This is a genomic window from Alphaproteobacteria bacterium (genome assembly GCA_033344895.1).
GTDB lineage: Bacteria > Pseudomonadota > Alphaproteobacteria > UBA8366 > Aestuariispiraceae > Pacificispira.
The window spans coordinates 400805-420977 of the sequence record JAWPMN010000001.1 but is presented as its reverse complement, the minus strand read 5'-3'; the positions used below and the strand labels follow the sequence as shown (position 1 = coordinate 420977).

Below are 20173 nucleotides of genomic sequence, written 5' to 3'. Positions count from 1 at the left end.
GAATGAAGATTGGAAATCCGCGCATGCTGATCGATGGGGAGCGTGTGGACGGGGGCGGCGAGGCGCTGCCGGTCGTCGACCCGTGCACCGGGGAGACCATCCTGTCACTGGCAGAGGCAACCGGGGAGCAGGTCGATGCGGCGGCCCGCGCAGCGCAGGTGGCCTTTGAAGGCTGGTCGCGTACACCGCCGGGTGAGCGCGCAACGATGCTGCTGGCCCTTGCCGATCGGATCGATGCGGCGGCGGCCGAGCTGGCCGATCTGGAAAGCCTGAATTGCGGCAAGCCCCGCGCGCTGACGGAAAGCGAGGAATTGCCGCTGTGCAGTGATGTCTTTCGCTTCTTCGCCGGTGCCGCGCGTACCATGACCGGGTCTGCCGCCGGCGAGTATGTCGCCGGGCATACCTCCATGATCCGGCGCGATCCGATCGGGCCGATTGCGGCGATTGCCCCCTGGAACTATCCGTTGATGATGGCGTCGTGGAAACTGGCCCCCGCCCTGGCAGCCGGATGCACCATTGTCTTGAAGCCGTCGGAACTGACGCCATTGTCCCTGATGCGGTTGGCGGACGATCTGGCCGATATCTTCCCGAAGGGCGTCGTGAATGTAGTCCACGGGCGCGGCCCGCAGGTCGGTGAGGCGCTGATCAACCATCCGGCCATGGAGGGTATCTCGATCACCGGTTCGCCGGAAACCGGGAAACGTGCCATGGCTGCGGCGTCGCGGAAGATCCGGCATACTCATCTGGAATTGGGCGGCAAGGCCCCTGTGCTGGTTTTCGATGACGCCGATCTGGAGGCCGTCCTGGAGACAGTGCGCGGCGGCAGCTATTTCAACGCCGGTCAGGACTGCGCCCAGCCGTCCCGTCTCTATGTGCCGAAAGCGCGGTTCGAGAACTTCGTCGCCGATCTCGGCAGTGCGGTGGCGGACATCAAGGTTGGTGCCCGTCTGGATGCCGATGTCGAGATGGGCCCACTGATCAGTGCCGGTCACCGCATTCGTGTGCAGGGCTTCATCGACCGGGCGGGCGCCGCGGACGGCGTCGATGTTCTGGGCGGAGCCGCACCACAGGGGGAAGGTTTCTATGTCGCCCCGACGGTCCTGGCCGGCCCTGCGCAATCCAGTGAGGCCGTGCAGCAGGAAATCTTCGGGCCGGTGGTAACGGTCACGCCGTTCGACGATGCGGAACAGGCCATCGCTTGGGCCAATGACAGCATCTACGGTCTCGCCTCCTCGGTCTGGACAGCCGATGTCGGTCGGGCCATGGCCGTCGCCAGCCGATTGCGCTTCGGCTTCACCTGGATCAATACCCATGGCGTCGCAACGGCGGAGATGCCCTGGGCGGCAATGCGCGGGTCCGGGACCGGTTGCGACATGTCCGTCTATGCGCTGGATGCCTACACCGCCGTCCGTCATGTCATGGTGGCCCACGCATGAGCACCGCATCGACCCTTCTCGCCGGGAAGACGGCGATCGTGACGGGGGGCGGTCGCGGCATCGGGGCTGCGATCGTGTCCTCATACCTTGCGGCCGGTGCCGCCGTCATGACCTGCGGGCGCGGCGCGCGACCGGACGGGCTGGACCCTGCGGTGGGCTGGACCACCATCGACGTTTCCATCTCGGCCGATTGTGAGCGACTGGTTGCGGAAACGGCGGAACGGTTCGGCACGCCCGGCATTCTGGTCAACAATGCCGGCGTGCAGATCGAGAAGACGGTCACCGAAAGCACCGACGCGGACTGGGACCTGCTGATGGGCGCGAATGCGCGGGGCGTTTTCAACATGTGCCGTGCGGCGATCCCGGTAATGGCCGCCAATGGGGGCGGCGCGATCGTCAATCTGGGATCGATCTCCGCCAGTGTCGCGGACCCCGCGATGGCGCTCTACAACGCGAGCAAGGCTTTCGTACATGGGCTGACCCGGTCGATTGCCGTCGACCACGGTCCGCAGGGAATCCGCTGTAACGCGATCTGTCCCGGCTGGATCATGACGGAAATGGCGGAGGCCGGTTTCGCCGTTGCCACCGATCCGGATCGGGCGAAGCAGGATGCTTTGGCGCGTCATCCGTCCCGCCGCTTCGGCAAGCCGGAGGATATCGCTAAGGTCGCCGTGTGGCTGGCCTCGGACGAATCCGATTTCATGACCGGCAGCATGCTGACCGCCGATGGCGGCCTGACCGCCGCGTCACCACTGAACCCGGCGCTGTTCTAGATCGAAGGGAAACCACCAAATGAGCCAGAAGTCCAAGTCCGTCGCCATTCTGGGCGGTGGGGTGATCGGCGCCAGCTGGGCCAGCCTGTTCACCGCAACCGGCTATCCGGTCCGCGTATTCGATCCGGCCGAAGGGGCGGAAGCCCAAATTCGCGCCTATGCCGAAAGGGCGCAGCCGGCGCTGGTCGCGTTGGGCCTGCCATCGGCCGACACGCCGGCGTCGATGACGTTCCACGCCTCCGCCGCCGAGGCTGTCGAAGGGACGTTTTTCGTCCAGGAAAGCGTGCCGGAGCGGATCGAGATCAAGCACGCGCTTTTTGCTGAGATCGAGCCGGTGTTGGACGCCGATGCGGTGGTGGCTTCCTCCGCATCCGGGCTGATGGTTTCCGAAATGCAAAAGGGCTGGCGGAATCCGGGGCGCCTGGTGCTGGGCCATCCCTTCAATCCTCCGCATCTGATCCCACTGGTCGAATTGTTGGCGAATGAGCGGACCGATGATGATGTCCTGGAGCGCGCGGAGGCCTTCTATGCCGAATGCGGCAAGGTGACGATCCGCCTCCACCGCGAAGTGCCCGGCCATGCCGCCAATCGGCTTCAGGCCGCGCTGTGGCGAGAGGCGATTTCCCTCGTTGTCGAAGGTGTGGCCTCCGTCGAGGATGTCGACAAGGCGATCTGGGCCGGGCCCGGTCTGCGCTGGGCGGCGATGGGACCGCATATGCTGTTCCATCTGGGCGCCGGAGATCTCGGCCTGGGCGAGTTCTGCAGCCGGTATGAACCCAGCTTCAATCGCTGGTGGGAATCCATGAAGGATGTCGAGCTGAATGCCGACACCATCGCTGCCCTGCGCGCCGGAATCGAAGCGGAGCAGGGCGCGCGCGCCATGACCGACCTGATGGCCGAACGCGACGCCCTGATCGTCGGCATGCAGACCGCGAATGCGAAGCATCGAAACCGTTCCGGCTAATGCCGCGTTCCGGTTGGTGGCAGGCTATTCAATGTCGGGAAAGACGTGGGTTCGTTTGACTACGCCATAAACGAAGCTTGAATCGATAGAACTGATGCCTCCGATCGGGTGCAGCCGGGTCCGGACGAACCGCTCGTAATCCTCCAGGTCGCTGACAAGAACACGCAACAGGTAGTCGGACAGGCCGGTCATCAGGTGGCACTCGAGAATCTCGGGAATTGACCGGACACTTTCCTCGAACCGGAGCACCGATTCCCGTGAGTGCAGTTCCAGCCTGATCCGGACGAAAACGGTCACGGGCAGCCCATAGCGACGGGGGTCTACCTGCGCGCTGTAGCCCTGGATCACGTCGTTCTGTTCCAGAGCCTTCAGCCGACGCAGACAGGGCGACGGGGATAGGTTCACGGCGGCGGAAAGGTCCAGATTGGTCATGCGCCCATTCTGTTGAAGGGCGCGGATGATGCGTCGGTCCGTACGATCCAGTTCGGCTTTTTCGGGCATAAAATGCCAACTCCTCTGCTATTTGGGGCCAAGTTAGCAACTAAAATGCAGAACAGTCATCCTATTATGCTTCCGCCAACAACTGGGAGGTTAGGATGAATCCGGATCGGAAAGAATTTGCCACGCGTGCGATACACCATGGATATGATTCCCGGGATGCGCAGGGGTCGCTGAATCCGCCGATCTATCTCACCTCGACATTCACATTCGAAAATGCCGAGGATGGCGGGGCGATGTTTGCCGGCGAGCGTGAGGGGCATTTCTACACCCGCATCTCGAATCCGACGCTGGCGCAACTGGAAGATCGTATCGCCAATCTGGAAGGGGCGCAGGCGGGATTGGCGACGGCCTCCGGTATCGGGGCAATCACGTCGACCCTTTGGACATTCCTGGAGGCGGGTGACGAGATCATCGTCGACAAGACCCTGTACGGCTGCACCTTCGCCTTCATGACCCATGGCCTTCCGAAATTCGGCGTGAAGGTCACGACGGTCGACATGTGCGACCCGACCAAGCTGGCTGATGCGATCAGCGCCAATACGAAAATCGTCTACTTTGAGACACCGGCCAATCCGAACAATCGACTGGTTGATATCGCGGCGATCTCGCAGATTGCCCGGCAGGCCGGGGCAAAGGTGGTGGTCGACAACACCTATGCCACCCCGGTAGTCACCCGTCCCATCGAACTCGGCGCGGATATCGTTGTCCATTCCGCCACCAAATATCTGGGGGGACATGGGGACGTCATTGCCGGTCTCATCGTCGGATCGTCGGAAGACATTTCACGGATCCGACTGGTCGGATTGAAGGACATGACCGGCGCGGTAATGTCGCCGCTGACAGCCATGCTGCTGCTGCGCGGAATCAAGACGCTGGAACTTCGGATGGAACGCCATTGCCGCTCTGCATTCAAGATTGCCCAGGCGTTGGAGAACCATCCGGCCGTAAGCTGCGTCCATTATCCCGGCCTTGAAAGTTTTCGGCAGCGGGACGTTGCCGAACGGCAGATGTCGGCGTTCGGCGGCATGATCCCCTTCGAAGTGAAGGGCGGGAAACAGGCCGGGATCGCGTTCATGAACCGCCTCAAACTGATCCAGCGAGCGGTCAGTCTTGGGGATGCGGAAAGCCTGATTCAGCACCCGGCCAGCATGACCCACTCGACTTACACGCCGGAGGAACGGGCCGCGCACGGTATTGCGGAAGGTCTGGTTCGCCTGTCGGTCGGCCTTGAGGCCGTCGACGACCTGATTGACGACCTGATGAACGCATTGGCCGGGCACAACATGCAGGCGGCGTGATGCCGGTTTTGCCGGGTGCCTGGTTAACCGTGCTTCATGGGTCTTGGGACCATGAACACCATTGGCATTTCCGGATTTGACTACAGAATCTCCGTAACCGGCGGGTCGAAGAAGCGCTTCGCTGGGTTGCCCTGCGGGATGATCGCCCGCATTTTCCCTCTGGGGCGGGTCTGAGATTCGGCCCGTGGAGTGAAGAGTATCGGCACGCATATCAGAATGGGGCCACCATCTGGCGCAGAACCTTGGTAACAAAGGCAGGACCATGACGCAGACCGAAGACAATTCCCTCAAGACTGTCGAACAGCGGCTGCTCTGGTTGTCGCATTGGATGATCCACTACGCCAATCACATCCGGCCCAATCCGGACGGGATCAAGGTCGGCGGACATCAGGCGTCCTCTGCCTCAATGGTCTCCATCATGACTGCCTTGTATTTCAGTGCGCTGCGGCCGCAGGACCGGGTTGCCGTGAAACCTCATGCGTCGCCCCTGTTCCATGCCATGCAGTATCTGATGGGCAATCAGACCCTGAAGAAGATGATGGATTTCCGCGGATTTGGCGGCGCGCAATCTTATCCCAGCCGGACCAAGGATATCGACGATGTCGATTTTTCCACCGGCTCTGTCGGTCTGGGGATCGCCGTGACTTCCTTTGCGTCGATGGTGCAGGACTTCATCCAGTCCAAGGACTGGGGCAGCGGCATTCGGACCGGCCGCATGATTGCGCTGGCAGGCGATGCCGAACTCGACGAAGGCAATGTCTACGAATGTCTGCAGGAAGCCTGGAAGAACGATCTGCGGAACTGCTGGTGGATCATCGACTATAACCGGCAGTCGCTGGACGGCATTGTCCGGGAAGGCCTGTGGCAGCGCATTGAGAAGGTGTTCGACGCCTTCGGATGGCGGGTTGTGAAGGTCAAGTACGGGGCCCTGCAGCGCGAGGCGTTCAAGGAGCCCGGCGGCGAGAAACTGCGCGACTGGATCGACAATTGTCCGAACCAGGATTACAGCGCACTCACCTATCAGGGCGGTGCGGTGTGGCGCGAACGGCTGATGAACGACCTCGGTGACCAAAGCGAGGTCAGCGCGCTGCTGGACCGGCGCAGCGACGCGGAACTGGCGGCGCTGATGGAAAATCTCGGCGGCAACTGTGTCAGTTCCATGGCCGACGCTTTCGCCGATATCGACGATGAGCGGCCGACATGTTTCCTGGCCTACACGATCAAGGGCTGGGGCACGCCGATCGCCGGGCACAAGGACAATCACGGCGGCCTGATGACCCCGGCGCAGATGGCGGACTGGCAGCGCCATATGGGGGTTCCGGACGGGCAGGAATGGGATCGCTTCGCCACCATCGACGATGTCGACGGATTCAAGGCGTTCCTCGATGGAGTGCCGTTCTTCGCGGACGGTCGGCGTCGTTACCGGGACGCGGTGCTGCCGGTTCCCGAACTGGAAGTGCCGGGTGATAAGGAAATATCGACACAGGCCGCCTTCGGCAAAATTCTCGGCAACCTGGCAAAGCAGGACGCACCGCTGGTGCAGCGGATTCTGACAACTTCGCCCGATGTGACCGGCACGACCAGCCTGGGCCCATGGGTCAACCGAAGGAAACTCTACGCCCGGACCGCGTCGACCGACCTGTTTCGCGAGGAAAAGATTCCGTCGACTGCAAAATGGGACTTCACTCCGGACGGCCAACATCTGGAGCTGGGTATTGCGGAGATGAACCTGTTCCTGCTGCTTGCCGCCGCCGGCTTGTCGCATTCGCTCTTCGGCAAGCGGCTGATCCCGATCGGTACGGTCTACGATCCCTTTGTATCGCGCGGCCTCGATGCGTTGAACTATGCCTGTTACCAGGATGCGCGTTTCATGATCGTCGGCACGCCGTCGGGTGTGACCCTGGCGCCCGAAGGCGGCGCCCATCAATCCATCGCCTCGCCGCTGATCGGAATGAGCCAGGACGGGTTGGCCGCTTTCGAGCCTGCCTTCGCCGACGAACTGGCGGTCATTCTGGAATGGGCCTTCGACTATATGCAGCGCGACGGCGAGGGCGATCCGGACGAGCGGACCTGGCTTCGCGACGAGGTCGGTGGCTCGGTCTATCTGAGGCTCAGCACCAACCCGATCGAACAGGCAGCCCGCCGGACCGATCAGGACTTCCGTCAGGGGACGATCGACGGTGCCTACTGGGTTCGCGAACCGGGCCCGAACTGCGAGGTCGTTCTGGCCTATCAGGGCGTGGTGGCGCCGGAAGTCATCCAGGCGGCCGGCATCGTTGCCGGCGGACGACGCGATGTCGCGGTCTTGAGCGTGACGTCCGCAGATCGCCTGAATGCCGGCTGGACCGCCGCCCAGCGCGCCCGGTCACGTGGCAACAGCAACGCCGTCAGCCATATCGAGACCCTGTTTGCGGACCTGCCGAGGCATTGCAAGCTGGTTACCGTCATCGACGGCCATCCGGCGACGCTGGCCTGGTTGGGGGCGGTGCAGGGGCATCAGACGATCCCGCTGGGTGTCGAGCATTTCGGCCAGACCGGATCCATCCAGGATCTCTACCGCCACTACGGGATCGACGCCCAATCGATCGTCGAAAAGGTCAGCGGACTGACGACCGGAAAGTCGATCCACTACCTGGCCTGATTCCCGAAGCCCGGCTCGCCGAATGCCGGGAATGGACTATCGGTCCAGGCCCAGAAGGGTGCGAAGCCGTTCCCATTCCGAAATCCCCGACCGCAGTTCGACCTTGGCGAAGAGCGGCGGGGCGGCGGCGGGGTCGGCGAGACGAATATAGGCAAGCTGCTGTCGGTCCACCGGTTTGAAGGATTTCTGAAACTCCTCCGGCAGTTCCGGGGCCACCGGTTCGATCTTCTCAATCGTCGCGGGCAGGGCGATCAGGCCGTAACGCACCTCGACACGATCACCGGGTCGAATGTCGTAGAATGCCGTCGCGGGCAGGAAGCCAAGCACGAAACGCGGTTCGCGATAGATGCGAAGCATGCTTTGCCCAGGCTGAACGACATCGCCCGGGGAAACGGATACCTGCCCCACGATGCCATCGGCGGGCGCGCTGATCCGGCCCGATCCGTATCGCTGTTTCAAAGTGGCGATGGTTTCGTCTGCGGCTTCCACCGCTGTCCTCAGATCATCGATCCGCTGGCTGATGGTCTGCTGATCACCTTCCAGGCTGCGGCGTTCGGCAAGCGCACGGTAATATCGGTCGTGAGCCGCGGCGACTTCGGACTCCGTGACGATGTTCTGTTCCGCCAGCGCGCTGAGCGATTTCAGGCGCTCTCCGGCCGCCTCGGTTCGCGCGGTCGCGGCCGCCATCAGTTCCGGAAGGGAATCCCGGCGGGCGCGGAGTTCCGCCAGTTGGCTGGCATTCTGCGCCCGGCGCAGCGTCAAGGTGGCGATTTTTTCCGCATAGGATTGCGACGACAAATCGACCACCGGCGCGTCGCGCTGTACCCGTTGGCCCTGTTCGACATGAACGGCGTCGACTCGCGCCACGTTTTCGCTCGATACAGCCGTGGCCGTGGCCACGACCAAACCGTCGGCCCTCAGGAAGAACATGTGGCCGAACAGGTTGTTACCGGCCCATAGGGCGAGGGTCAGCAACACGCCGACATAGATATAGGGCGTCCATCTGGGACCGGTGCGGCGCTGGTCCCGCCGCTGTTGCATTGTCGATTGTCGTCGTCTGAGACTCGTCAGCACTAGAATCTCTCCAACCTGTTTCGAACATGTCTTGGAACGAAGCTGTCGGAGTAGGAATGCCTGAAGATCAGCTCGTCCAGATAGGCCACAACCCGGATGGCGCGCAGTAGGTAACTCACAAACAGACTGTACAGGATCGAGAACGGCAGCAGCGACAGTCGCGCATGGCGTCGGGCGGCGGCTCCGGCCGCCAGAAATGTCATGACCGTCACGATGATCTGAACCACGGTAACGGCGCCGAGGACCGTCCAGCCGAACGACCCGTAATTGTAGAACAGCCAGCCCAGATAGAAGAACCATGCAAAGGCGAGGGCTGCCTGAAAGAACAGAACGTCGATAATGCCCAAGGCATCGGTCAGGGAAAACTGTGCTGTCCCCGGGTTGAGCGCGCTGCGGAACTTTCGAAATCTGTTGCGAATGAGGCTTCTGTTCCAGCGCAGCCGTTGGTTCGTGAAGGCGGTCATGTTTGCCGGTACATCGGTCATCGACCAGGCGTCCGGTGCGAACTCTATGCGCCAGCCTGCGCGGCGGACCTTGATCGTCAAATTGGAATCATCGCCGGGTCCGACGTCCCACCCCCCGACCGCCGTGATCGCTTCCCGGCGGAAGGCGCCGAAGGCACCAGACACGATGAACAGGATGTCGAACATCGCGTTGACCTGCCGTCCGACCGAAATCGAAATCAGATACTGAATTGCCTGCATTCTGGTTAGCAGGTTCTGCTGCCAGTTCCGCACGGCGATATTGCCCGCGACGGCCCCCACCTTCGGGTCGTCGAAAGCAACCATCAGTTTTTCGAAGGCATCCCGGTCATAGGACGTATCCGCGTCGGCGGTAACGACAAAGTCGCCGGTGCAGTACCGGAAACCCAGATTGAGGGCGGCGGCCTTACCGCAGCGAACATCGGTCTTCTGATACACATCGACCAGTCCAAGGCGCAGGAGCGACTTCACCACGGCGTCGGTTTCGTCCGTCGATCCGTCATTCACGACCACGACCTGAACCTTGCCGATGGTCTGTTCCGCAATCGACCGCGCGGCAAAGGGAAGCTTGTCGGCGTTGTTGTGGCAGGCCAGCAGGACACTGATCCGGTGTTGGCCGCTCCGGAAACCGGTTCCCTCAATGCGCGGCGCACTCACCCGGCTCAGCGCGACCAAGTGGGCCGACAGAATGTAGCGCGGTCCTTCCAGAAAGATCAGGTACCAGAACATCGCTACGAAACCGGCGAGATCGAGACCCAGCAGATAGTCGAGCGAACCCTCCATCACCCATTGCCCTCAGTGCGCAGCGGGTTCAGCCCTTCGTCCAGATCCGGGGATGAGAACAGCTTGACCGCGATCTTCGGCGGTTCGCGAATGGATTTTCCGATCTGTTCTTCCACGCGCCGGAATGCCTTGCGTGCGTTCTCCGGCGTCGTCTCCGGCATCGCGACATAGATGCTGTCGCCGCGCGATGTCACATAATCCGTCTCTCGCAGGACTTCGACGAGAACGGTGATGATTGCCGATAATGTCTCGGAGGCGCCCCGGCGGCCCAAAGTGCGCCGCATCTCCTCGCCATCGACAATGTCGAAACGGCACAGGGAGAGGGGGCGCTCATACCGAAGGGCCGTGTCGTTGTCATGGTCGACCAGGATCAGAAAATCGCGGAGACTTCGTGCGTGGTCCGTGCCTGTCAGCAGGTCGGTAAGATCGACATGCGGCAGCCTACCGGAGCGGACGGCGGTCTTTCCATCCTCTGTCAGGTCATAGGCAAACCAGTCGACGGTATCGGCGGAATCCCCTGGAATCTTCGATTGGCAGTCCAGACAGACGAACTCCACCTCCGGGTCGCTCACCGCTTCGCCGCTTTCGCCGGAAACCAGAACGGTTCCCGGCTTGTCATAGTCCACGCCGAAATGGTGAAGCGTGCGTCGACATTTGGGGCAGACCAGGCTGCCATCGCGCAGAAACTCCGTTTCCGGTGCCTGGTGCCCGCATTCGTAATGATGGGTCAGGGGGACCTCGTGCAGGTTGCTGCTGCCGGTCTCCGGGTCCACCTCCCGGATGTTGAGCCGTGAGGATTGACAGTTCGAACAGATATGCAGCCGCTCGTGATGTCGGCGTGACAGAAGGCCGGCCTGATGCAGCATTTCCAGTGTCTTTCTGGCAGCCGGCATCCCTCGCAGCAGCGGATAGCCCATGGCCTGCTTTCTGTCGGGATCGATGCGTGGTTCAAGCCCCTCGCGTCGGGAATAGGCCATCGCAAGCACAAACAATCCGTCCGAATCCGCTGATTGCTCCAAGCTTGGAATCTCATCCAGCCGACGCAGAACGGGAACGATTTCGCCAAGTGCGTCCCGGAAACCGTCTTGTGTCGGTGTCGGTATCGAGACGTCCGCCATATCACCCATCGACCCGGTCAGGTCGATGATCGGGCAGAGCAATCCCGAGCCTTCGGAAAGCGTACGGTACAGCACTGCAGGGCTCACCTGATCGGTCAGGGCCACCAGATCAAAACGGTCCAGGGGATCCCGAACCGCTTGGACTCCATCGATCTCCGGCGGGAATGCGCCGGTTTCTGGCAGTGTCAGAACCTTGAGCGGCGGCGTCGAACCATCGACGGAGGCAACTCGGCCGTCATCCAACCGGTCCCGCGTTTCGTTCACGCCGCTCGATTGTGGCGATTGGCTGCCTCCCATGCATGACCTCGCATCAACCATTCCCGTGAATCCCCGTAAACAAACTTATGGCGATCTGTCCGTCCCGCAAGTGCACCTCGAAACTGCGATGTTGTCCGCACCTGGACGGAGTGACGCCAGGTTTGCCTGATGGTGATGAACAGACGGGACGATGTGACGGCGCCGAGGGGCGGCACCGTGGAGGTGCCGCCCTCAACGCCTCATGGGCTTCATGCATTCAGCGAAGCTGGGCCAGCACCTTCTGGGCCGCACCTTCCGAAGAAGCCGGGTTCTGGCCGGTTACCAGCTTTCCATCGGCTACGGAATGGGGCTGCCAGTCCGCAACGCCCTCGAAAACGGCTCCCAGTTCGCGCAATCGCGTCTCGAGCAGGAACGGTACCGCATCGGCAAGACCGACCGCGTTTTCCTCACTGTCCGTGAAGGCGGACACTTTCCGGCCCTTCACGATCGGGTCGCCATTGGCGTCGCGGACCTTCGAGAAGGCAGCCGGGCCATGGCAGACCGAGGCGACCACCTTGCCCGCGTCCCAGGCACGTCCCAGGAATGTTGCGACAAGATCACTCTCGGCCAGATCCCACATGGCGCCATGACCGCCCGGGATATAGACCGCGTCGTAATCCGAGACTTTCTGGTCCTCCAGCTTGCCCGGTTTTGAAAGCAGGGCAGTTGCTGCGGGATCGTTTCGGAACCGGTTGACCGATGCCGGCGCATCGTCGCCGCTCAAATCCGAGTTCGGGTCAATCGGTACGGGGCGGCCGCCGAGTGTAACCAGGGTGACGTCGTGGCCGGCATCCGTGAAGGCGTAATAGGGGGTCGTCAGTTCTTCATACCAGACACCGGTGGATTTTCCCGTCGAACCGAGACTGTCGGTCGCGGTCGAGAGAATGAGGATCTGTGCCATGTCATATCTCCTTTCTACTGGGTGATAAACGTTTGGCCGCTGTAGTGGTTCGCGGCGGGGTTTCAGGTGCGGGCTGACGCAGGACTCAAGGGTATCGAAGCCTGCGCGGCATTGCGCGACGGCGCAGTAGGGTATGGAATGGCAGAAACAACGCGTTGAGTTCTGTCCATGCCGAAACCCCGTCTCGATTGTCTTCTCGATGCCTGGCGTCAGAACCCCGGCAACGTGCTGTGGCTTTCCGCGGACACTTCCATTGCCTTCGACGATTTTGCCGATCTGGTTGCGGCAGCGGAGCGTTGGCTGGCCGCCGAAGGGCTGACAGGCGGAGACCGGGTGGCGGTGTGGCTGCCGAACCGGGTTGAGTGGCTGGCGCTGCTCTTTGCCATGGCACGCGCAGGGGTGACGCTGGTGGCGGTCAACACCCGATACCGCGCGGCAGAAGTTGAATACATCCTGAAGGCCTCTGCCGCGTCCCGGCTGATCCTGCAGACGGATTTTCGGGGCATCGACTTTCCAGGAATTCTCAATGGTGTCGATTCGGCGTCGCTGCCGGATCTGCAGGCGGTTTCTGTGCTGACCGGGTCTGGGAAATCTGAATTCGGGCTGCCGGAAGTCTTGCTGGGGCGGAAGGTCCGCCCGGTCAATTTGTGGGCCGGGGTTCAGCCAGGGGCAGGAATGTCGTGGGATGTGTTGAGCGACCCGTCTGCGGCGCTGGCCTTTTTCACGACCTCCGGTACGACCCGGTCACCAAAACTGGTGATGCATTCGCAGGCAACGCTTGCCCTCCACTCCCAGCGTGTGGCGCCAAGGTTCGGATTTGATGCGCCGGGGGCTGGCCTTCTCGCGGCCATGCCTTTCTGCGGGGTGTTCGGGCTCAACGCCGCCCTGGGCGCGATTGCGGGCGGTGCCGGTCTTCATCTCTGTGATGTCTTTGATCCGCAGGATGCCTTGTCCCGGGTCGAGGCACACACCCTGACCCATCTGATCGGCAGTGATGAGATGCTGGCCCGTCTCCTGGATGTGGCGGATGAGCCGGGGGGCGACAGGGGGGCGTGTCTGAAATCGCTCCGCCTCTGCGGCTTCGCATCCTTCACGCCGGGGCTGTCGTCGCGCCTCCGGGACGCGGCGCAGGGCGGGCTGCCGCTTCGGGGATTGTATGGATCGTCGGAGGTCAACGCGTTGTTCGCGCTGCAGGACGCGGACTTGCCGCTGGAGGAGCGGCTGAAGGCGGGCGGTAGTCCGACCTCCGCCGATGCGGACGTGCGCGTGGTCGATGCGCAAAGCGGGAAGGTCCTGCCGATCGGGGAAGCAGGGGCGCTGGAGATCAGGGCGCAAACCAGCTTCACGGGCTACTTCAGGAATCCGGATGCCATGGCGGAGGCCATGACGGGCGATGGGTTTTTCCGGACCGGGGATATCGGCGCGATGCGGGACGATGGTTCCTTCGTCTACATCACGCGGGCCGGGGACGCGATCCGGTTGGGGGGTTTCCTTGTAGATCCCGCCGAGATCGAAGAGGTCCTGAAGACCCTGCCGGGCGTGGCCGACGCCCAGGTCGTCGCCGTCGAGTGGCACGAGAGGTTGCTTCCTGTTGCCTTCGTGATCTGCGATCCGATAACGGCATTCGATGAAGCGGTCGTACATGCCGCTGCCGCCGCTCGTCTGGCGAAGTTCAAGCGGCCGCTGCGGGTTTATCCCCTCGAGGCCTTTCCGGTGACCCAAAGTGCGAACGGCGTAAAGGTGCAGCGCGCGAAACTGCGCGCCATGGCGATGGAACGCCTCGCCGCCGACAAGGTGCCGGCGACCTGACGTCGCCCTACCGACATTCATGGACTGGAGACTGGATGAAATTGGCACTCCACTCCGCCTGAATCGGGGGGCACACTGAGCGCGCAAAATCGACTGGATCAGGCCGCCGTCGCATGAATGAAGATGTCCGCAATGCATTCAGACCTTACCCTTACTGGTGGGAGGAAACGCCGCGCCCGGACCTGCCGCAGGCCGACTTGCCGGCGCAGGTCGACGTGGTGGTGGTCGGATCAGGCTATACCGGGCTCCATGCGGCGCTGCAGACCGCGCGGGGCGGACGGTCGACCCTGGTGTTCGATGCCGAAGCCGCGGGATTCGGGTGCTCGACGCGCAATGGCGGGCAGATCAGCACCAGCATCAAACCTGGATATCGGGCCTTGTCGAAGCGCTATGGTGAGGCGGCCGCGTTCGCGATTCTGAAGGAAGGCCGGGACGCCCTGTCCTGGATCGAACGCTTCGTGGCCGAGGAGGGGATCGCATGCGATTTCAAGGTCCCCGGCCGGTTCCATGCGGCCCATAGTGCCCGTCGCTACGAAAGGCTGGTTCGGGAGATCGGGGACCAGCCGAAGGGGCTGGAGGTTCCCGCCCATGCCGTGCCGCGATCCGACCTGCGCACCGAATTGGGCACGGATGTCTATTTCGGCGGTGTGGTGTTCGAGGCCCATGCATCACTGGACCCGGGGCGATATCACGGCGGACTTCTGAGGAAGGTGCTGGAAGCCGGGGCGTCGGTGCTGGGGAACAGCCCGGTGACACGGATCGACCGCGACAGGAACGGTTTCCTGGTTCACGTTCCGGGCGGGCAGGTGAGGGCACGTGACGTCGTGATCGCAACCAACGGCTACACGGGGCCGCTCACCCCATGGCAGCGCCGACGGGTCATCCCGATCGGTAGCTATGTCATCGCGACTGACCCGATCGATCCGAATGTGATGGCCGAGGTCATGCCCCGCGACCGGATCGTCAGCGACAGCCGAAAGGTCGTCCATTACTACCGCCCCTCGCCCGATCGCAGCCGTATTCTCTTCGGTGGCCGGGTTACCAACGGTGAGGTCGACCCCAAGATCAGCGGCACCTTGCTGCACCGGGAACTGTTGCGCCTTTTTCCGCAGTTGGACGGGGTCGGCGTCGGTCACTCCTGGATGGGAACGGTCGCCTACACTTTCGGAACGATGGCCCATCTGGGACAGCGCGACGGCATGTACTATGCGATGGGCTATTGCGGGTCCGGCGTGTCGATGGCCAGCTATCTGGGCATGAAGACCGGGTTGCAGGTTCTGGGGCGCAAGGAAGGGCAGTCGCCGCTACAGGATACGTCCTTCTCGACGCGGCCGTTCTATACGGGAAACCCGTGGTTCCTTCCGGCTTCCGTCGCCTGGTATCGGCTCATGGACGCAACGGGGCTATAAGCAAATTCCGAGTGAGCAGTACCGTTCGCGATGCGACTTATTTGCGCAACAAGACCCGGACTAACGGTCGCTCAGGATCAGATCGCTGGCCTTCTCGCCGACCATGATCGATGGGGCGTTGGTGTTGCCTGAGGTTAGGGACGGGAAGATCGACGCATCGGCGACGCGCAAACCCACCAGTCCATGTACCTTCAGATCCGGGCCGACCACGGTGTCCGGGCCGGCCGGGCCCATCCGGCACGTGCTGACCGGATGAAAGACGGTCACGGCACGATCGCGGATATAGTCCATCAGGGTCTCGTCGTCCTCGCCTTTGGGGAAGGGGTCGACCGGCGCCTCGACGATCTTCCGCATCGCTTCGGTGCGGCCGAACTTCAGCAGGAAACGCATGCCTTCGATAATCTCGAACCGGTCATGTTCGGTCGCCAGATAGTTGGGGTCGATGACCGGTGCGCCATGCGGGGCCCCCGGTCGGAGGCTGACCTGTCCTCGGCTGGTCGGCCGGCAGGGCGAGATGCTGAGGTTGAAGGCGGAATAGGGGTCCGGGCTCATCAACGCGCGGGTACCCGCCGGCACGCGCGTGTAGCTGAGGGGCGAGAAGTAGAGCTGGATGTTCGGGCGCGTCTGGTCCGGTCCGACACTGAAGAATCCGCCGCCGTGATTGACGCTGAGCGACAACGGGCCCCGGCGCGCCAGCACATACTGCATCCCGGCCCACAGCTTGCCCCACAGCGGATAAAGCTGGTCGTTCAGGGTCGGCACCTTGGATTTGTAGATGACCCCGCAATCCAGGTGGTCCAGCAGGTTTCGGCCGACGGCGGGCAGGTCGTGGACGGGCTGAATGTCATGCTGTGCCAGATCGGCGGCGGCACCGACGCCCGACAGCATCAGAAGTTTGGGCGAATTGACCGAACCGCCGGAAAGAATGACTTCGCGCGATGCACGGACCAGATGGGACTTGCCGCCCTTCACATATTCCACACCCGCGGCGCGCTTGCCTTCAAAGCGGATGCGCCGCGCTTCGGCATGGGTGACGATGCGCAGATTGGGCCGTTTGCGCGCGGGCCACAGATAGGCGCGGGCGGCGGACATGCGCATGCCGTCACGCACCGTGACCTGGTAATGGCCGACGCCGCGCTGGCTTTCGCCGTTGAAATCCGGATTGCGCGGCAGGCCCATTTCCTCCCCGGCGCGGAAGAAATGTTCGCAACTGGGATGCAGGCGTTCGCCCGGCGCATAGACATGCAGCGGGCCGGACCCGCCATGGTATTCGCTCTCGCCCCCGGCGTGGCTTTCCATGCGCTTGTAGATCGGCAGGATGTCGTCCCAGCCCCAGCCGGGATTGCCCGCCGCGCGCCAGTCCTCGTAATCCTGCGCCTGGCCGCGGATATAGACCATCGCGTTGATCGAGCTGGACCCGCCCAGAACCCGGCCGCGCGGCCAGTAGCTGGTCCGGTTGTTCAGCGACGGCACCGGTTCCGTCGTGTACATCCAGTTGACCTTCGGATCGTAGAAGGACTTGCCGTAGCCGATCGGCACCTGAATCCAGAACCGGCGGTCGTCGGGCCCAGCCTCGATCAGCAGAACCTTGCTCTTGCCGTCCTGGGTCAGCCGGTTCGCCAGAACGCAGCCGGCGGAGCCCGCGCCGACGATCACATAGTCATAGGTTTCCATGGAGGGGTCAGACTTTCGTCCTGTCGCGTTGCACCAGCACCGATACGAGTGCGAGAGCGCCGGAACCGATCATGAGGAAAAACGAAACCGCATTCAGGACCGGCGTCGATCCGACTTTCGCCATACGATCGAACATCGTGATCGTCAACGGCGATTCGGAACCGACCAGGAAAAGAGTCGTGTTGAAGTTCTCGAAGGAAACCAGGAAGGCCACGATCCCGGCGGCGATCATCGCCGGCCGGAGGAAGGGCAGGGTGATCGTCAGGAGCACGCGCAGCCGCCCCGCGCCCAGGTTATACGCCGCCTCCTCCATCGTCGCATCGAACTTGCGCAGCCGAGCCGTGATGACCAGCGAGGTGATCGTGGCGATGAAGGAAAACTGGCCCAGGATGACCAGAGGCAGCCCGGGGCGCAGAAATTCCAGTTCGATTCCGTGGGCTTCTTCCAGGCTGTTGGCGAACTGGCTGGCCATGGCGAGGATCGAGATGCCCAGGATCACCCCCGGAATGACCAGCGGCACGACCATCACGATGTAGAAGAAATTCTTCGCCGGCAGGTCCGAGCGCACGAACAGGAATGCGTTGCAGGTGCCGACGAAGACCGACAGCGCCGACACGCCGCAGGCGATTACGAAGGAGTAATAGAGCCCGCGCAGCAATCGCCGGTCATGGAACATGCCCAGTTTCGGTTCCGTGTCGTTGAAGAACCAGTCCAGCGTGAAGCCCTGCCAGGGCAGCGCCGGGAACAGGGAATCGTTGAAGGCGAAGCTGCCCGCCGCGATCAGGGGGGCGGCCAGGAAGACGAAGAAGGCCGCGACATAGAAGCGGTAGCCGAGAAGGAAGGCCCAGTTGGAGCGTGCTTTCATCATCGGCTCAGCTCCGCGCCACGGTGCCGGCCAGGGTCTGGCGCGAAATCTTGAGGCCCAGCCAGACGACCAGCGAGGTGAAGGCCAGCAGCAGGAAGCCGAAGGTCGCGCCGGCCTCCCAGTTGTAGCGGGTGATGAACTGTTCGTAGATCATCTCGGTGAACCAGCTGGAATTCTTGCCACCCAGCAGGATCGGCGTCAGATAGCTGCCCGCCGTCAGCATGAAGACGATGATGCAGCCCGACACGATGCCCGGCATGGCATAGGGGATGATGATCCGGCGCAGCACGGTCAACCCGCTGCCGCCCAGATTGTACCCGGCTTCGATCATCGAATTGTCCATGCCGTCCAGGGTCGAGACCAGGGGCACGATCATGAACAGCATGACGGTGTAGACCAGGCCGATCACCACGGTGACGTCGTTGTAGAGCAGTTCCACCGGCGCATCGATCAGGCCCATGGCCTGCAGCCCGGAAGACACGACTCCCGTTTCGCGCAGCAGCAGGATCCAGCCGAAGGCGCGGATCAGGTCGCTGACCCAGAGCGGGATCAGACACAGCAGGAACATCGCGCCGCGCGTCCGATGGCCGGCAATCTTGGCGATGTAATAGGCGATGGGAAAGCCGACCAGCAGCGCCAGCGCGGTGACCAGCAGCGACATGCTGCCGGTGCGCAGCAGCGTGTTCCAGTAAATCGGCTCCATCGCGAATTCGACGAAATTGCCGAAGCCGAATTCGTACTCCCGCGGCCCGATCTTCTCCCGCAGGGCCAGATAGCCCATGCCGATATGCGGCAGCACAATCAGCAGCAGGATCCACAGGGCGAAGGGCGCGAAGAGCAGGATCAGCATCAGGCGCCGGGTGTCGCGGTGGCTCATGCCGCATTCTCCCGGCCCGCGTTCTGACCGCCCGAATTCACATGGCCCGCGGCGGCTTCGGTGCGGAAACTCATGGCGTTTTCCGCCGACCAGTTCAGCGCGACCGTATCGCCCTCCTGGAAGTCGGCATCGCCGCCGGTCAGGGTCACATCGGCCTCGATCAGCGCGTTGGACGCCGTGCGCACCAGAACGCGGCTGTTCGCGCCGTTGAACAGGATGCTGTCGACGATGCCGGTCAGGGTATTGCCGCCCGACGCCGCACCGTTCTTGCCGCCGACGGTGATGAATTCCGGCCGCACGAACAGTTCGACCGCGTCGCCGCCGTTCAGCCGGTGCGCCGCGCGCTGGACGCATTCGGTGACCAGCCCGTCCGCGGTCTCGATCTTGGCGGATTGCGCATCGGCGTCGACCACGCGCCCGGCCCAGCGGTTGCTGTCGCCCACGAAGCCCGCGACGAAGGCGCTGGTCGGGGCGTGATACAGCTCCTGCGGTCGGCCGATCTGTTCGAAGCGGCCGTTGTTCATCACCGCGACCCGGTCCGACATGACCAGGGCTTCCGACTGATCGTGGGTGATGTAGACGAAGGTGGTGTTGAACTGATGCTGCAGCAGTTTCAGTTCGATCTTCATCGCCTCGCGCAGCTTCAGGTCCAGCGCGCCCAGCGGCTCGTCCAGCAGCAGCACATCCGGGTCCAGCACCATGCAGCGCGCGATGGCGATGCGCTGCTTCTGGCCGCCGGACAGCTGATGGATTTCGCGTTCGCCGACATCGGGCAGGGCGATACGCTCCAGCACATTCTGGACCTTGCCGGGGATATCGGCCTTCGGCGTCCCGCTGCAGCGCAGGCCATAGGCGATGTTCTCATAGACATTCATCATCGGGAACAGGGCCAGATGCTGGAACACCATCTTCACGTTGCGCCGGTTCGGGGCCAGGGAGACGACCGACCGTCCCTTGATCCGGATGTCGCCGGCGCTGGGCGTCTCGAACCCCGCGATCATGCGCATCAGCGTGGTCTTGCCGCAGCCGGACGGACCCAGGATGGAGAAGAACGATCCGCTGGGAATTTCAAAGGACACATCATCGACGGCGCGCACCGCGCCGAAATTCTTGGAAATATTCGCGCATTCCAAATCGTGGATCGGATCGGTGGTCATGCTGACACCCAATTCATGGCCGGAAGAAAAGTCCGGGAATTATTGAGAAACGAAAAGGGAAGCCGCCGCAAGGAGTGGGGCGGCTTCCCCGAGTTTGGGACCGAAGTCCGGGAC

General features: G+C 62.7%; 16 protein-coding genes. 7 read left to right on the top strand and 9 right to left on the bottom strand.

The genetic code is table 11. The annotated features are described in order from the left end of the window. Positions 1-2 precede the first annotated feature (2 nt). From R8L07_01925 to R8L07_01915, 3 genes are read left to right on the top strand one after another with little or no spacing between them, the layout of a single operon-like run. Positions 3-1436 carry an aminobutyraldehyde dehydrogenase gene (locus R8L07_01925; protein MDW3204273.1) on the top strand — a complete coding sequence of 478 codons (1434 nt, stop codon included), beginning with the start codon at positions 3-5 and terminating at the stop codon, positions 1434-1436. Further along, positions 1433-2209, top strand: coding sequence for an SDR family oxidoreductase (locus R8L07_01920; protein ID MDW3204272.1), 777 nt, complete (start codon positions 1433-1435; stop codon positions 2207-2209). Before R8L07_01925 ends, R8L07_01920 begins: the two co-directional genes overlap by 4 nt. A gap of 19 nt (positions 2210-2228) precedes the next feature. Next, a complete protein-coding gene (locus R8L07_01915; GenBank protein ID MDW3204271.1) occupies positions 2229-3173 on the top strand; it encodes a 3-hydroxyacyl-CoA dehydrogenase NAD-binding domain-containing protein in 945 nt (314 codons plus the stop codon). 24 nt (positions 3174-3197) lie between these two features. On the opposite strand, the gene R8L07_01910 is transcribed toward R8L07_01915, so the two are convergent. Beyond that, the gene (locus R8L07_01910) at positions 3198-3674 is read right to left on the bottom strand and encodes an Lrp/AsnC family transcriptional regulator (protein MDW3204270.1); all 477 of its coding nucleotides are present in this window, start codon (positions 3672-3674) and stop codon (positions 3198-3200) included. 95 nt (positions 3675-3769) lie between these two features. Here R8L07_01910 and R8L07_01905 point away from each other — a divergent pair, with 95 nt between their 5' ends. Beyond that, a complete protein-coding gene (locus R8L07_01905; GenBank protein ID MDW3204269.1) occupies positions 3770-4972 on the top strand; it encodes a methionine gamma-lyase in 1203 nt (400 codons plus the stop codon). A 262-nt stretch (positions 4973-5234) separates the two neighbouring features. Beyond that, positions 5235-7613, top strand: coding sequence for a transketolase (locus tag R8L07_01900; protein ID MDW3204268.1), 2379 nt, complete (start codon positions 5235-5237; stop codon positions 7611-7613). A gap of 36 nt (positions 7614-7649) precedes the next feature. Here the strand turns inward: R8L07_01900 and R8L07_01895 are convergent, their stop codons facing one another. The 4 genes from R8L07_01895 to R8L07_01880 all read right to left on the bottom strand — a co-directional run bounded on the left by R8L07_01895 (position 7650) and on the right by R8L07_01880 (position 12268). Beyond that, entirely contained in the window at positions 7650-8654 is a 1005-nt protein-coding gene (locus R8L07_01895) for an HlyD family efflux transporter periplasmic adaptor subunit (protein ID MDW3204267.1), read from the bottom strand. Positions 8655-8686: 32 nt separating this feature from the next. After that, complete coding sequence (locus R8L07_01890; protein MDW3204266.1) at positions 8687-9952, bottom strand: glycosyltransferase; 1266 nt, start codon at positions 9950-9952, stop codon at positions 8687-8689. Then, positions 9952-11367: a hypothetical protein gene (locus tag R8L07_01885; protein ID MDW3204265.1), complete on the bottom strand. Its 1416-nt coding sequence runs from the start codon at positions 11365-11367 to the stop codon at positions 9952-9954. Before R8L07_01885 ends, R8L07_01890 begins: the two co-directional genes overlap by 1 nt. A 217-nt stretch (positions 11368-11584) precedes the next feature. Continuing rightward, a complete protein-coding gene (locus R8L07_01880; GenBank protein MDW3204264.1) occupies positions 11585-12268 on the bottom strand; it encodes a type 1 glutamine amidotransferase domain-containing protein in 684 nt (227 codons plus the stop codon). Positions 12269-12436: 168 nt separating this feature from the next. On the opposite strand from R8L07_01880, the gene R8L07_01875 reads away from it, so the two are divergent. Both R8L07_01875 and R8L07_01870 read left to right on the top strand, forming a co-directional pair. After that, positions 12437-14077: an AMP-binding protein gene (locus tag R8L07_01875; GenBank protein ID MDW3204263.1), complete on the top strand. Its 1641-nt coding sequence runs from the start codon at positions 12437-12439 to the stop codon at positions 14075-14077. A 113-nt stretch (positions 14078-14190) separates the two neighbouring features. Beyond that, a complete protein-coding gene (locus tag R8L07_01870; protein ID MDW3204262.1) occupies positions 14191-15486 on the top strand; it encodes an FAD-binding oxidoreductase in 1296 nt (431 codons plus the stop codon). Positions 15487-15546: 60 nt separating this feature from the next. Here the strand turns inward: R8L07_01870 and R8L07_01865 are convergent, their stop codons facing one another. From R8L07_01865 to R8L07_01850, 4 genes are read right to left on the bottom strand one after another with little or no spacing between them, the layout of a single operon-like run. Continuing rightward, positions 15547-17160, bottom strand: coding sequence for a GMC family oxidoreductase N-terminal domain-containing protein (locus tag R8L07_01865; GenBank protein ID MDW3204261.1), 1614 nt, complete (start codon positions 17158-17160; stop codon positions 15547-15549). Between the two features lie 7 nt (positions 17161-17167). Beyond that, positions 17168-18025, bottom strand: a complete 858-nt coding sequence (locus tag R8L07_01860; GenBank protein ID MDW3204260.1) for an ABC transporter permease — start codon at positions 18023-18025, stop codon at positions 17168-17170. 7 nt (positions 18026-18032) lie between these two features. After that, positions 18033-18902: an ABC transporter permease gene (locus tag R8L07_01855; protein MDW3204259.1), complete on the bottom strand. Its 870-nt coding sequence runs from the start codon at positions 18900-18902 to the stop codon at positions 18033-18035. After that, positions 18899-20059, bottom strand: a complete 1161-nt coding sequence (locus R8L07_01850) for an ABC transporter ATP-binding protein (GenBank protein MDW3204258.1) — start codon at positions 20057-20059, stop codon at positions 18899-18901. The genes R8L07_01855 and R8L07_01850 overlap by 4 nt, the downstream gene beginning before the upstream one ends. Positions 20060-20173: the final 114 nt, after the last annotated feature.